Source organism: Kitasatospora sp. NPDC097691 (assembly GCF_040302665.1).
Taxonomy (GTDB): domain Bacteria; phylum Actinomycetota; class Actinomycetes; order Streptomycetales; family Streptomycetaceae; genus Kitasatospora.
The window spans coordinates 151,809-163,303 of record NZ_JBEORY010000013.1; the positions used below are offsets into that span (position 1 = coordinate 151,809).

Genomic DNA, 11,495 nt, shown 5'->3' on the forward strand with positions numbered 1-11,495 from the left:
GGCGACGGTGCGCCGCCCGGCGGCACGGCCCGCCCCTCCCGTTCCTCTCCACGCAGAGAAGTCGCATGCCAACTCCCTTGAAGAACCAACCCGTCCCGCCGAAGCTCCGCTACGCCCCGGTGCCGCTGGACGACGCCCCGCAGGTCCAGGGCCTGCTCAGCCGCTCCGGCCTCGGCACCCTCGACCCCGAGTCGCTGACCTCCTACATGGGGCGCAACGACAACTGGGCCGGGACGACGTCCACCGGCGCCGAGGTCTTCGTCAAGCACATCGGCGGCAGCCCGCAGGACTCGCTCAGCCGCTTCACCCGGGTCACCTCCTTCGACCGCATGCTGCGCTCGACCGCGGTGGCCGAGCTCCACAGCCCCCGGCTGCTGGCCGCCGACGAGCCCTCCCGCACCCTCGCCTTCGACCTGCTGGAGGACTGCCGCTCGGGCGCCGACCTGGCCTCGGACGAGGAGTTCGACGACGCGCTGGCCGAGCGGGCCGGTCGACTCGTCGCCGAGCTGCACGAACTCCCGCTCGGCGAGTACGACGTGGACGACTCGTTGCCCCCGATGCCGCCGATGGACAGCCTGCAGGCACTGCCGTGGCAGCTGTTCGTCAACTGCAGCGCGGCCCAGCTGGAGGCCTGGGGGTTGATGCAGTCGGACCAGGAGCTGCTCACCGCGCTGAACGGGTTGCGCGAGCGCGAGCTGGCGGCCACGCGCCGCCCGTCCCACTGCGACCTGCGGCTCGACCAGTTCCTGCTGTCCGGCGAAACGTTGCTGCTCACCGACTGGGAGGAGTTCCGGCTGGCCGACCCGGCGCGCGACGTCGGCGGTTTCGCCGGGGAGTGGCTCTACCGGGCCGTGCTCGGCATCCCGAAGGCGCTCGGCGCCGAGGAGCGCTTCGGCCGCTCACCCTCCCACGAGGAGGTGGTCGGCCGCGGCGTCGAGGAGCTGGACCGGCTGCGGCCGCGGGTGGAGGCGTTCTGCGCCGGGTACCGCGCGGTACGACCGGACCTCGACGCCGGGTTCGCCGTCCGGGCCGTCGGCTACGCGGGCTGGCACCTGATCGAGCGGATGCTGGCCGGCTCGGCCCAGCGCGTCCGGCTCGGCGCCGTCGACCGGGCGGCCGCCGGGATCGGCCGCACCGCACTGCTCGCACCCGCTGCTTCCGTCACCACGCTCGGCCTGGGGGGCCTCTCGTGAACACCATGACGCTCGCGGACACCATGAGTTCCGCGCTGGCACCGTCCGTCCGGGAACTGCTGGCGGCGGTCGACGTCGCCCCCGGGGGCTGCTCGGCCCGGGTGGCCGACCAGGAGCTGACAGCGTCGACCCCGTGGGACCTCCAGCACAAGCTGGCGGCGGCGTTCTACGACACCTTCCACGCCGGACGCGAGCCGATGTCCGGCGGGCAGCAGCGCACCCTCCGCGATCCGCGGCTGGAGGCCCGGTTCGCGGCCGCCATGCCGCACTCCCAGACACTCACCCGGGTCCGCCCGGTGGGCACCGGCCCGGGCGGCGCCCGCATCGTCGAGCACCACGGGGTCCGGGTGCTGCTGCCGGCCGCCGACCCGGACGACGCCCCGCAGGCCGGACCGACCGGCACCGGACCGGTCGTGCTGCGGCTGCCCGCGGCCCGGCCCGCCCTCTCGCCGGGCTACTTCATGGCGGACGGCTCGCGCGGCACGGTGGCCGGGCGCCGCCTGCTGCGGGTGTACGTCCACCTGCGGACCGTCGACGCGGCGGTGGAGGCCTGGCACCGCGTGCTCGGCGCACTGGAGGAGGCCGGCGTGCCGTTCCGCGCGAAGGTCACGTCCTCCGAGCGGCTGCTGCCGCGCCGCGACGCCCTGGTGGTGTACCTCGGCACCGGCGCCTGGCAGGCCGCCCGGACGGTGGCCGAGGCGGTCCGCGGCCTGGCCGGGGTCGGCGAGGAGGTCTCCCTGCTGGCCGAGGAGCTGGCTCCCGGGGTGGCCGTCGCCTGGGAGCCGGAGGACCAGCGGCCCGGTCGGCGCACCCTCAGCTTCGGCGAGCACCGCGCCTCGACGCTGGCCGACGCCCTCGTCCACCACTCCCGGTCCGCGAACCCGGCCGGTCCGGAGGCGGCCGTGCTGGAGGCGCTCACCGCCGCCGGGATCGACCCCGCCTGCCCCGCCCGCAACCTGGACTCGCCGGTCCTGGGCCTCTCGGCCTCCCTCTGAGCGGCGATCCGGGCGAAGCGGATCCGAAGGAACGGAGACGACTGGAGATGTCACGTCCACCGGCCATGCCGGCCGAAGACAAACTGAAGATCATCCTCACCGTGCTCGGCGGCAGCACCTCGATCGCGGAGGCCGCCCGGCAGGCCAAGGTCTCCGAACAGTCGGTGGGGAACTGGAAGCGGCAGTTCATCGAGGGCGGTCGGCGCGGCCTGGAGGGCAGCGCCGGGCGCGGAAACGACCGTGAGCGGGAACTCCAGGAGGAGATCTCGGAGTTGAAGGCCGCACTCGGCGAGGCGTACATCGAACTGAGGGCCCGCCGGCGGGTGACGGAGTACCGCCAGGTCCCTACCCGGACCTTGAGGCGATTCGACGCGAGAGCGGTTTCACCATCTCAAGGTTTTGCCGACTCCTGGGGATCCCCCGTCGCACGTACACCCGTTGGGCGATGAACCACCGGTCCGTACCCCACGAAACCGCACCGGCGCCCGCGTCCACGGACAGGGCGTGACCGTACGGGCCCCGCTCCGATGAGGGCGGGGCCCGTCCCATTTCCCACCCGCCGGGCCCGACCCCGCGGCCCCCGTCGCCGTCACGGCGACCGGGCCCGACCCCGCGGCCCCCGCACACCCGAGGCTGATCGCATTGCACACACCGGCGCTCCACCGGGCGACGCTCCCCAACGGGCTGCGCGTCCTCCTCTACCCTATGGGGCACATGCCCGCGGTCGGGGTCAGCGTCCACTACGACGTCGGCTTCCGGTCCGAGCCGGAAGGACGGACGGGCTTCGCGCACCTCTTCGAACACCTGATGTTCCAGGGCAGCGAGAGCATCGGCCGGCTGGAGCACTTCCAGCGCGTCCAGGCGGCCGGCGGCACCGCGAACGGCTCGACCCACCAGGACCACACCGACTACTACCAGGTCGTCCCGGCCGCCGCGCTGGAACAGGTGCTGTTCCTGGAGGCGGACCGGATGCGGGCACCGCGGCTCACCGAGGACAGCCTGCGCACCCAGGTCGAGGTGGTGAAGGAGGAGATCCGGCTCAACGTCCTCAACCGGCCGTACGGCGGCTTCCCGTGGACCGTCCTGCCCGGCGTCCTCTACGACACCTACCCGAACGCCCACAACGGCTACGGGGACTTCCGCGACCTGGAGCAGGCCACCGTCGAGGAGTGCGCGGCGTTCTTCGACACCTACTACCCGCCCGCCAACGCCGTGCTCACCATCGCCGGCGACTTCGACCCCGACCGGGCCCTCGACCTGGTGCGACGACACTTCGGCGACATCCCGGCCCGTCCCGAGCCGGCGGCCGTGCCGCTGCTCGAACCGCCGTCGACCGGTGCCCGCTCCGGCGAGCACCCGGACCGGCACGCCCCGGCACCCGCCCTGGCCGCCGGGTACCGGATGCCGGACCCGGCCACCGAACTCGACGCCTACCTCGCGCAGATGCTGCTCTCGACCGTGCTCACCGGCACGTCCACCGCCCGGCTCAAGCGCCGGCTGACGCACGGCACGCCGCTGGTGACGGACATCAGCACCGGCTGCGGCCTGTTCGGCGCACTGACCGCGCGGGCGCCCGACACCTTCCTGGTGGTGGCCACCCACGACGCGGCCACCGCGCCGGAGCGGATCCTGGACGTCCTCGACGAGGAGCTCGCCGACCTCGCCGCCCATGGCCCGCGCGGTGACGAGCTCACCCGCGCGGCGATGCGGGCGGCGGCCGGCATGCACCGCAAGCACGACGGTCTGGAGGCCCGCACCCGGTCGCTGGGCACGCTGGAGGTGCTCTACGGCCGGGCCGAACTGGTGGACCAGCTGCCGGACCGGCTCGCCGCCGTCACCGCCGACGGCCTCGCGGCGGCGGCTGCCGCGCTGCGACCGGACGCCCGGGCGGTGCTCCGGCTCGTGCCCACCGACCGTGCGGCCGAGGACCCCGCCGGCCGCCCTGCCGACAGCCCCGCCTCCCGCCCTGCCGAATACGCCGCCGACCGCCCCGCCGACCAGGAACCGGAGCACGTGCCGTGACCCCTGCGACCTCCCAGCCCGCTCCCCGTACCGCGGCGCAGATCGCCCGGACCCCGCGCGGACCGCGCCCGGTCCCGGACCTGGGCGTGCAACCGCCGTACCGGCTCCCGCCCATGGTGGACACCGTGCTGCCCAACGGGCTGCGGGTCGTCTGCGTCCGTCAGCCCTCCACCTCGATGACCGAGGTGCGGCTGCGGATCCCCTGCGTCCCGCGCCGGCCCGAGGACCTGGCCACCGCCGAGGTCACGGCGGCGACCCTGCTGCGCGGGGGCGCCGGGCGGGACCACTGGGAAACCGACACCCTGCTGGCCCGCAGCGGCGCCACGCTCGACGCGGTGCGCAGCCCGATGTGGCTCAACCTCATCGGGTCGGCACCCGGCGGCGGCCTGTCGGTGCTGCTGAACGTGCTGACCGACGCCCTGGCGGACCCCCGGCGCGAGGCCGCCGAGGTCGAGTCGGCGAAGAACCGGCTCACCGAGCGCATCAGGGTCGTCCGGGCCCAGCCGCAGGTGTTCGCCCAGGAGGCCCTGCGCACGCACTGCTACCGGGACGATCCGGCGGTCCGGGACACGCCCGAACCCGCCGCCCTGGCGGCGGTCACGGCCGGCGGCGTCGCCGACTTCCACCGGCGCACGCTCACCCCGACGGGCTCCTCGCTGGTCCTGGTGGGCGACCTCGATCCGGAGCGGACGGCGGCCGAGGTGGCCGCGCTGACCGGGTGGTGGCGGGGCGGGGCGGCGGACTGGGAGCCGATCCGGGTGCCGGAGCTGCGGCCGGAGCCGATCGTGCTGGTGGACCGCCCGGGAGCCGTGCAGTCACAGATCCGGCTGGTCGCGCCCGGTCCGGCCAGGACGGATCCCGCCTTCGGCGCGGTGAGCCTCGCGAACCTGGTGTTCGGCGGGTACTTCTCCTCGCGGCTGGTCACGAACATCCGCGAGACCAAGGGCTACGCCTACCGGACGGACTCGCGCTTCGAGGACGTCAAGGACACGCTGCGGCTGGCGGTCGAGGCCGACAGCGCGACCGGGTACACCGCGCCGGCCCTGCGCGAGATCCGGGCCGAACTGGCCCGGCTGGCGGACGGTCCGCTGCCGGACGCGGAGGTCGAGTCGGCGCGCCGGTTCCTGCTCGGGATGAGCATGATCTCGCTCGCGAGCCAGGCGACGCTGGCCACCAACCTCTCCTCCACGCTCGGCTTCGGGCTTCCGCCGCAGTGGCTGACGGACTTTCCGGAGGCGGTCCGCACCGTCCGGCGGGAGGAGGTCGAGGCAGCCGCACGCCGCTGGTTCGATCCGGCGGCCTTCACCGGCGTGGTGGTCGGCGACCGGGAGGCGCTGGCTCCGGCGCTGGCCGAGCTCGGCGAGGTCTGCGACGTCAACGCGGTCGGCGCGGTCGGCGCGGTCGGCGCGGTCGGCGCGATCGGCTCGGTCTCCGCGGTCGACGAGCTCGCCCGGCGGGCCGGGTAGCGGTGGAGCCGCGAGGGCCGGTCGCGGGGGAATGACCGGCCCTCGGCGTTGGGGCGCGCAGCAGGCACACCCCACATCGGTGGGGGCGGCTCAGCAGCCCCAGTTGGCGGTGGCACCGACGGCGCCGCTGACCACGCTGACCGTGAAGGCGCCGCACTCCGGCGAGGAGGCGGTGATGATGGTCGGCGTGGTGGCCGGGGCCTCGGCCGAGGCGGACGCGCCGATCTCCTGGGCGTCGGTGTAGGCGGTGTAGCCGGCGATGAGCTGGTCGGTGGTGTTGTTCATCGGTCTCTCCAGTGGGTGAGTTCAGTGCGTGGGTTCAGTGCGAGCGGCCCGGACGGGCCGCCGTGGGTCGTACCGGAGGGGCCTGCCTGCTGCGGGCCCCTCCCGCCGGAACGACGGGCTCAGCAGCCCCAGTTGACGGTGCCGGCGATCGAGCCGCCGATGACGCTGCCGACAGCGGCGCCGCAGGCGGCGGTGGAGACGGCGACGATGCTCAGCGCGGGGGTGGTGGCCGGGGCCTCGGCCGAGGCGCCCGCGCCGACCTCCTCGGCGTCGGTGTAGGCGGTGTAGCCGGCGATGAGCTGGTCAGCGGTGTTCATGGGTACTCCCGTGTCCGGTTGGGCTTCGGCCGGCTCCGCGGAGGAGCCGGTGCGGCCGCTTTCGCTTCGCCCCGGGTGGGGCGTCAGCGGCTGCTGGGCAAATTTCTAACAGCCCTGGAGGCCCGAAGAATGGCCCTGCTTTGGGGCTCGGAGCCATGACCAGCGGTTATTCCGCAATAACCACATCCAGTGGCCCAGAAACGCGGCGGGGAAGCTCGCCGGGGCCGCCGGGAAGGCGCCCATGACGCCACCAGACAAGGAATGGCCCAATCGATGGCACCGGGATATTTTGCCACCCACCACCAGCCCGGACGCCGGCACCGGACGTTCAGGGGGCCGCCGCCCTTCGCCCCCGCTGGATTCCCCATTCTTGTTCGCGTGAATCGTGCTAGTAATGTCATGGCCGCCGGAGATCGGCGGCCCGAGAACGTCCCGAGGGGGTGGAGATGAACGGCCCGGAGAACGAAATACCGGTCGAGCAGTTCGCCACCGGATTCCTGCGCACCGCCGTGTACCGGTCCGACGCGGAATTCCGCTGGAACCGCCGCCCCGGCGTCCTGCGGGCGGGCGCCCTCGGTGCGCCCGCCGCCTCCGTCCGGGCGGCCCTGCGCACGGTGACGGGCGGGCTTCCGCTCGCCCTGCCGGACGTGCGGGGCGAGGAGCGCGACTACCGCGTCCCGGCCCGGACGACCGCGGCCGCCCTGCTGCTGCACCCCGTGGCGACGACCCGCACCGAGGCGCTGGTCCGCGCACTCGCCGGGACCGGCCGCACCCTGGCCCGGCTGCACGCCCTGCCCGTACCCGCGGAGCTGACGCCCGGCGGCCCGCCCGGACCGGCCAGGCTGCTCGCCTGGCTGGGCTCCGGTCGGGGCCCCGGGGCGGCCCCGCGGTTGTACGAGTCGCTGCGTGGCATCCTCGGCGCCGAACGCCGGGAGACCGTGCGGCAGTGGTGCGCGGAGCTCTCCGCGGGCCACCCCGGGGACGGGCTGCTGCACGGCGCGCCCGGCCTCGGATCGGTCGTCGCCGACGGGCGCACCGGAGCGGGCGCCCTGCTCACCGGCGAGGAGCTGGCCCGGGGGCCGGCCGGTTTCGACCTCGGCTGGATCCTCGGCGAGTTCACCGAGTTCCGGCTGCTCCGGGAGCACTTCGGGGTCGGTTCGGACCCTGCCCGGCTCGACGCCGCCCGCACCGCGCTGCTCGACGGCTACGGGCCGCTGCCCGACCGGCGGACGGTGCGCCGGGCGGCGGTCCTCAGAGTGTTCACCCATGCCCACGACTTCGCCGCGTACATGGGCTGGGACGACCAACTGCTCTTCTACGGGCGGCAGATCGCCGCGCTCGTGGACGAGGAGTGCGCCGTTCCCGTTGCCTGACGGCCAGTCTGATAGGTTGCCCGATACAAGGAGTTGATCATGTTTTCTTCCCGTGAGACCCATCTGGTCGTCCTGCGCGAGCTGGACGTCGTCCGTACCGCCCTGCGTGAGGCGCTGACCGCCGCCACGACCGAGGAGCGGCCCGGACTGGAGCGCGCCCTGTCGGTCCTCGACGGCCTGGGCGGCAACGAGCAGCAGCTGAAGGCCAAGTGGGTCGGCGGCCTGCTGGAGCAGGCGGGCATCGACCCGCGCACCGAGGAGGTCGTCGCGATCCGCGAACTACGCCGCGCGGTTCCCGGCCTCGGCCTCGCCGCCGCCGTCGACCTGCTCAAGCAGGTCAACGCGGCCGCCTGACACACCGCTTGAGCGCCGGGCCCGATCGAGCACCGATCGGGCCCGGCGCCTTTGCACCCCTCCGGCCGGACGGCCGGCAGCCGGCGCCGTCCGTCACCTCAGGCGGCGCCGCGGCCCTCCGGGTCGACGGTGGCGCGGGCGCGGTAGCCGGCCTGGAAGCGGCTCTCCGCACCCAGGGTCTCCATGATCTCCGCGATGTGCTTCCGGCAGGTCCGCAGCGACATCCCGAGGCGCCGCGCGATCACCTCGTCCTTCAGACCCTCGGCCAGCAGCCGGACGATCGCCTCCTTGATCTCCCCGGCCGCCGCCGACCTGCTGAAACGCGCGGGGGTGTACGGATCCGCCTGCGACCACCACTGGTCGAACACCGCGCACAGGTACGCAACCGTCGAGCGGTCGCGGATCACCACCGCGGCATCCGGGTTGTCCTGGTGCGGGATGAACACCACCTCACGGTCGAAGGCGATCATCCGCCCGAACAGCTCGCTGGTCGTGCGCACTTCGGCACCGACCTGGGAGATGCGCTGGACGTACTCCTGGGTCGGCGCGTGGTGGCGCGCCGTGTGCTGGTACAGCGTGCGCATCCGCACTCCGCGCCGGAGCATGGTCAGGTCACGGGTGTAGGCCTGCTCCAGCAGGTGGGGCGCCCGGCCGCCGCCGGGCTGACAGGTCAGCGCCTCCTCGCGGCACCGGGCGGTGGCGTCCGCGATGAGGTCGATGACCGTGCCGAGTTCGTTCACCTCGTCCAACCCGGCCCGGCCCGGGGTGGGGCTCTCGGCGTAGACCCGGCCGAGCAGGGCGAGTTCGCCCCGGACGCGCTGGGTGTCGGCCAGCCGTCGGCGCAGGTCGCTTTCGAGCGGCGCGAGCAGTCCGGCCGCGGCCACGTCGGGATCGACCGGCACGAAGCGCGGCGTCCCGCACGCCCCCGCCGGCAGCGGACGCAGGAGGTGCATCCGCTCCAGCCGCCGTACGGCCTCGGCGACCGACTCCCGATCCGTCTCCAAGGTCTCCGCGGCGTCCCGCAGGTCGAGTTGGCCGCGATCGACTGCCAGTTGGAAGAGCCTGATGTCGTCCTCGTTGAGGGAGCCGAATTCGGCCAAGTCGGCTTCCGGATCCACCTGGGCGTGGTCCATGTCAACGTGCATTCGTGAGTCCCCCCGTACCCGGCTCGGGCCTGCGTGCTGTGGTGGTCACGCAGACGCCGGTGTCGCTCTCCGACACCATGAGCTGGCGTTATGTCCGGCAATCGTACCAACTGACACCGCCATATCACTCTCTGTGACCACCGCCCCGGCGAGCCGGGGCCCGCGTGCGACGACCACGCGAACGACCGCGTGACGGCCGGGCGCCACGACAGTCGGTGGCCGAATACCGGCGCACGCAAGTCACCCTGGGTAACGGACGATTGCCCCCAATCCGGACCTCCGACCCGCCCCGCCCGCGGGAGTCCGATTCCTTCAAGACCCGGTGGACCGGCGCCGCCTAGCGTGGCGGACATGACCAGCACACCGGCACCACAGTTCGCCTTCATCGGGCTCGCCGTCTCCGACGTGGCCGCCTCGATCGCCTTCTACCGGCGGCTCGGCATCGAGTTCCCCGAGGGCGTCGAACAGGAGCCGCACGTCGAGGCCGAGTTGCCAGGCGGGCTGCTCCTGGTGCTCGACGCCGAGTCCACCATCCGCTCGTTCCACCCGGCCTGGCAGCCACCGACCGGCGGCGGGCGCACGGCGCTGGCGTTCCGCTGCGAGGGCCCCGCACACGTGGACGCGCTGTACGAGGAGTTGACCGCCGCCGGGTACCACGGCGAGCTGAAGCCGTGGGACGCCTTCTGGGGCCAGCGGTACGCCGTGGTGCACGACCCGGACGGCAACGGGGTGGACCTGCTCGCGCCGCTGCCGTGAGCGGCCGCTGAGACCGAGGACGGCCGCCGAGGCCGCGGGCAGCCGCCGAGGCCCTAGGAACCCAGTAGGGCCGTCACCGGCATGCCCGCCAACTCCCGTACGTCGCGGGACAGGTGGGCCTGGTCCGCGTAGCCCGTCCGGGCCGCCGTCTCGGCGAGCGGGACGCCGCGGCGGGCCAGCGCGAGGGCGCGCTGCAGACGCAGGATGCGGGCGAGTGTCTTGGGACCGTAGCCGAAGGCGGCCAGCGAGCGGCGGTGCAGTTGCCGCGCGCCGAGGCCGACCGCCTCGGCCGTCGCCGCGACGGTCCGGCCGGCGGCGAGCGCGGCGACCACGGCCCGGACCTGCGGGTCCTCGGGCGGCGCCGAGGCCGCCAGGCGCACGGCCAGTTCCTCCAGCGCGACGGCCGGGTCGGGTGCCGCGTCGATCCGTTCGGTGAGACGCCGGACCTCGGCACCGGGCCGCAGGTCGGCCAGGTCGACCCGGCGGTTCCGCAGCTCGTGCGCGGGGACGCCGAGCAGCGCGGGGGCGGCGCCGGGGCGGAAGCGCACGCCAGCCCACGGGCCGCGCAGCCCGGGGCCGGGACGGAAGGCCGTGGTGTCCGGGCCGGCGACGAGCAGTCGCCCCTCCGTCCACAGCAGGTCCATGCAGCCGTCGGGCAGCACGAGCCCGGCCGCGCCGCCGCCCGTACGCCCGACGACGGCCCGCTTCGTCCACACCACCGCGCCGGGCAGCCGGGACGCGCGCTCCGCGTACTCGGGGAACATGCAGCGAAGGCTACGCCCCCGCCGGGGGAGCGCCCGGGACAACCGACCGGCCGACCGGCCGGGAGGCCGACGGACGGCACGGACGAACGCCGACGGCCCGGCCGCACGAGGCAGCCGGGGCCGTCGGGGCACCCAGGTCAGGCCGTCGAGGAGTGCGCCGAGGGCGTACGCGCGGTCATCCTGCGCCACCCGTGGATGGTCTCGGTGATCGGCGACGTCGGGATGGTCTACTTCGGCCCCAGCTGGATGCGCCTGTCCGAGGTCTTCCTGACGCTGCTGGAGACGTCCGGGCTCGACCTCGTCGACGCCAACGAGGCGATGGGCGTCGTCATCGGTTACACCATCGGCGCGGCCACGGTGGAGGCCGCCTGGCTGAGCGCGCTCGCCAAGCGCGGCCGGGAGGAGCAGGAGTGGATGGAGCAGCTCCTGCCCGCCGTCATCGAGGCCACCAAGGACCACCCGCGGCTGCACCGGCTGTACACCACTCAGGTGGACCAGGCGATCGAGGCCGGCCGGGACACCGCCTTCCTCAGCGGGGTCCGGCTGATCCTGGACGGGGTCGAGGCCGCGTGGGCGGCCCGGTCCGCCGACGGCGGGGGCCGGAACTGAGGAGCGGCCGAGGTTCGACCACGGGACACCGGGCCACCAGGGCCGACTCCCCGCCGGTCAGCGCTCGTTGAGGGCCTGCACCTCCGCGTAGCCCGGCACCGGCCCGACCGGTTCGCCCGCGGCCACGGCAGCCGCCGTGGCCACCGCCGCCGCCAGCGCGGAGCGGTAGAGCAGCGAGCCGAGACTGACCCGGGCCACCCCGAGCGCGGCCAGCTC

Annotated in this window: 12 protein-coding genes and 1 pseudogene; 9 read left to right on the top strand and 4 right to left on the bottom strand. The window is 74.3% G+C overall.

The features are described from left to right. The first annotated feature begins 65 nt into the window (after positions 1-65). The 5 genes from lxmK to ABTY56_RS12570 all read left to right on the top strand — a co-directional run bounded on the left by lxmK (position 66) and on the right by ABTY56_RS12570 (position 5,676). Positions 66-1,193 carry a class V lanthionine synthetase subunit LxmK gene (gene lxmK, locus ABTY56_RS12550; RefSeq protein ID WP_350628637.1) on the top strand — a complete coding sequence of 376 codons (1,128 nt, stop codon included), beginning with the start codon at positions 66-68 and terminating at the stop codon, positions 1,191-1,193. Between the two features lie 5 nt (positions 1,194-1,198). Continuing rightward, positions 1,199-2,188 (top strand): T3SS effector HopA1 family protein, encoded by a 990-nt coding sequence (locus ABTY56_RS12555; RefSeq protein ID WP_350628657.1) that lies wholly within the window; start codon positions 1,199-1,201, stop codon positions 2,186-2,188. Positions 2,189-2,253: 65 nt separating this feature from the next. Next, positions 2,254-2,637, top strand: coding sequence for a transposase (locus ABTY56_RS12560; RefSeq protein WP_350628639.1), 384 nt, complete (start codon positions 2,254-2,256; stop codon positions 2,635-2,637). Positions 2,638-2,902: 265 nt separating this feature from the next. Further along, positions 2,903-4,210 carry a M16 family metallopeptidase gene (locus ABTY56_RS12565; protein ID WP_350628641.1) on the top strand — a complete coding sequence of 436 codons (1,308 nt, stop codon included), beginning with the start codon at positions 2,903-2,905 and terminating at the stop codon, positions 4,208-4,210. Continuing rightward, a complete protein-coding gene (locus ABTY56_RS12570; protein ID WP_350628642.1) occupies positions 4,207-5,676 on the top strand; it encodes a M16 family metallopeptidase in 1,470 nt (489 codons plus the stop codon). Before ABTY56_RS12565 ends, ABTY56_RS12570 begins: the two co-directional genes overlap by 4 nt. A gap of 90 nt (positions 5,677-5,766) precedes the next feature. On the opposite strand, the gene ABTY56_RS12575 is transcribed toward ABTY56_RS12570, so the two are convergent. Next, positions 5,767-5,961 (bottom strand): LxmA leader domain family RiPP, encoded by a 195-nt coding sequence (locus tag ABTY56_RS12575; RefSeq protein ID WP_350628643.1) that lies wholly within the window; start codon positions 5,959-5,961, stop codon positions 5,767-5,769. Between the two features lie 119 nt (positions 5,962-6,080). Next, complete coding sequence (locus ABTY56_RS12580; RefSeq protein ID WP_350628645.1) at positions 6,081-6,278, bottom strand: LxmA leader domain family RiPP; 198 nt, start codon at positions 6,276-6,278, stop codon at positions 6,081-6,083. A gap of 446 nt (positions 6,279-6,724) precedes the next feature. On the opposite strand from ABTY56_RS12580, the gene ABTY56_RS12585 reads away from it, so the two are divergent. Both ABTY56_RS12585 and ABTY56_RS12590 read left to right on the top strand, forming a co-directional pair. After that, positions 6,725-7,651: a phosphotransferase family protein gene (locus ABTY56_RS12585; RefSeq protein ID WP_350628646.1), complete on the top strand. Its 927-nt coding sequence runs from the start codon at positions 6,725-6,727 to the stop codon at positions 7,649-7,651. 39 nt (positions 7,652-7,690) lie between these two features. Next, positions 7,691-8,005 carry a hypothetical protein gene (locus ABTY56_RS12590; RefSeq protein ID WP_350628648.1) on the top strand — a complete coding sequence of 105 codons (315 nt, stop codon included), beginning with the start codon at positions 7,691-7,693 and terminating at the stop codon, positions 8,003-8,005. A 98-nt stretch (positions 8,006-8,103) separates the two neighbouring features. Here the strand turns inward: ABTY56_RS12590 and ABTY56_RS12595 are convergent, their stop codons facing one another. Further along, a complete protein-coding gene (locus ABTY56_RS12595) occupies positions 8,104-9,150 on the bottom strand; it encodes a LuxR C-terminal-related transcriptional regulator (RefSeq protein WP_350628649.1) in 1,047 nt (348 codons plus the stop codon). A gap of 351 nt (positions 9,151-9,501) precedes the next feature. Here ABTY56_RS12595 and ABTY56_RS12600 point away from each other — a divergent pair, with 351 nt between their 5' ends. Continuing rightward, positions 9,502-9,906 (top strand): VOC family protein, encoded by a 405-nt coding sequence (locus ABTY56_RS12600; RefSeq protein ID WP_350628651.1) that lies wholly within the window; start codon positions 9,502-9,504, stop codon positions 9,904-9,906. A gap of 53 nt (positions 9,907-9,959) precedes the next feature. Here ABTY56_RS12600 and ABTY56_RS12605 read toward each other — a convergent pair whose 3' ends face one another. Then, positions 9,960-10,670 (bottom strand): helix-turn-helix domain-containing protein, encoded by a 711-nt coding sequence (locus ABTY56_RS12605; protein ID WP_350628652.1) that lies wholly within the window; start codon positions 10,668-10,670, stop codon positions 9,960-9,962. A 153-nt stretch (positions 10,671-10,823) separates the two neighbouring features. Between ABTY56_RS12605 and ABTY56_RS12610 the strand changes: the two are divergent. Continuing rightward, positions 10,824-11,279 (top strand): annotated as a pseudogene (locus tag ABTY56_RS12610) (TetR/AcrR family transcriptional regulator C-terminal domain-containing protein); the annotation flags it as partial. Positions 11,280-11,495: the final 216 nt, after the last annotated feature.

What these genes read in the sequence shown, in the direction of transcription:
- ABTY56_RS12600 (WP_350628651.1), top strand. Translation starts at nt 9,502, where the DNA reads ATGACCAGCACACCGGCACCACAGTTCGCCTTCATCGGGCTCGCCGTC.
- ABTY56_RS12585 (WP_350628646.1), top strand. Translation starts at nt 6,725, where the DNA reads ATGAACGGCCCGGAGAACGAAATACCGGTCGAGCAGTTCGCCACCGGA.
- lxmK (WP_350628637.1), top strand. Translation starts at nt 66, where the DNA reads ATGCCAACTCCCTTGAAGAACCAACCCGTCCCGCCGAAGCTCCGCTAC.
- ABTY56_RS12580 (WP_350628645.1), bottom strand. Translation starts at nt 6,278, where the DNA reads ATGAACACCGCTGACCAGCTCATCGCCGGCTACACCGCCTACACCGAC.
- ABTY56_RS12575 (WP_350628643.1), bottom strand. Translation starts at nt 5,961, where the DNA reads ATGAACAACACCACCGACCAGCTCATCGCCGGCTACACCGCCTACACC.
- ABTY56_RS12555 (WP_350628657.1), top strand. Translation starts at nt 1,199, where the DNA reads ATGACGCTCGCGGACACCATGAGTTCCGCGCTGGCACCGTCCGTCCGG.
- ABTY56_RS12590 (WP_350628648.1), top strand. Translation starts at nt 7,691, where the DNA reads ATGTTTTCTTCCCGTGAGACCCATCTGGTCGTCCTGCGCGAGCTGGAC.
- ABTY56_RS12565 (WP_350628641.1), top strand. Translation starts at nt 2,903, where the DNA reads ATGCCCGCGGTCGGGGTCAGCGTCCACTACGACGTCGGCTTCCGGTCC.
- ABTY56_RS12605 (WP_350628652.1), bottom strand. Translation starts at nt 10,670, where the DNA reads ATGTTCCCCGAGTACGCGGAGCGCGCGTCCCGGCTGCCCGGCGCGGTG.
- ABTY56_RS12560 (WP_350628639.1), top strand. Translation starts at nt 2,254, where the DNA reads ATGCCGGCCGAAGACAAACTGAAGATCATCCTCACCGTGCTCGGCGGC.
- ABTY56_RS12595 (WP_350628649.1), bottom strand. Translation starts at nt 9,150, where the DNA reads ATGCACGTTGACATGGACCACGCCCAGGTGGATCCGGAAGCCGACTTG.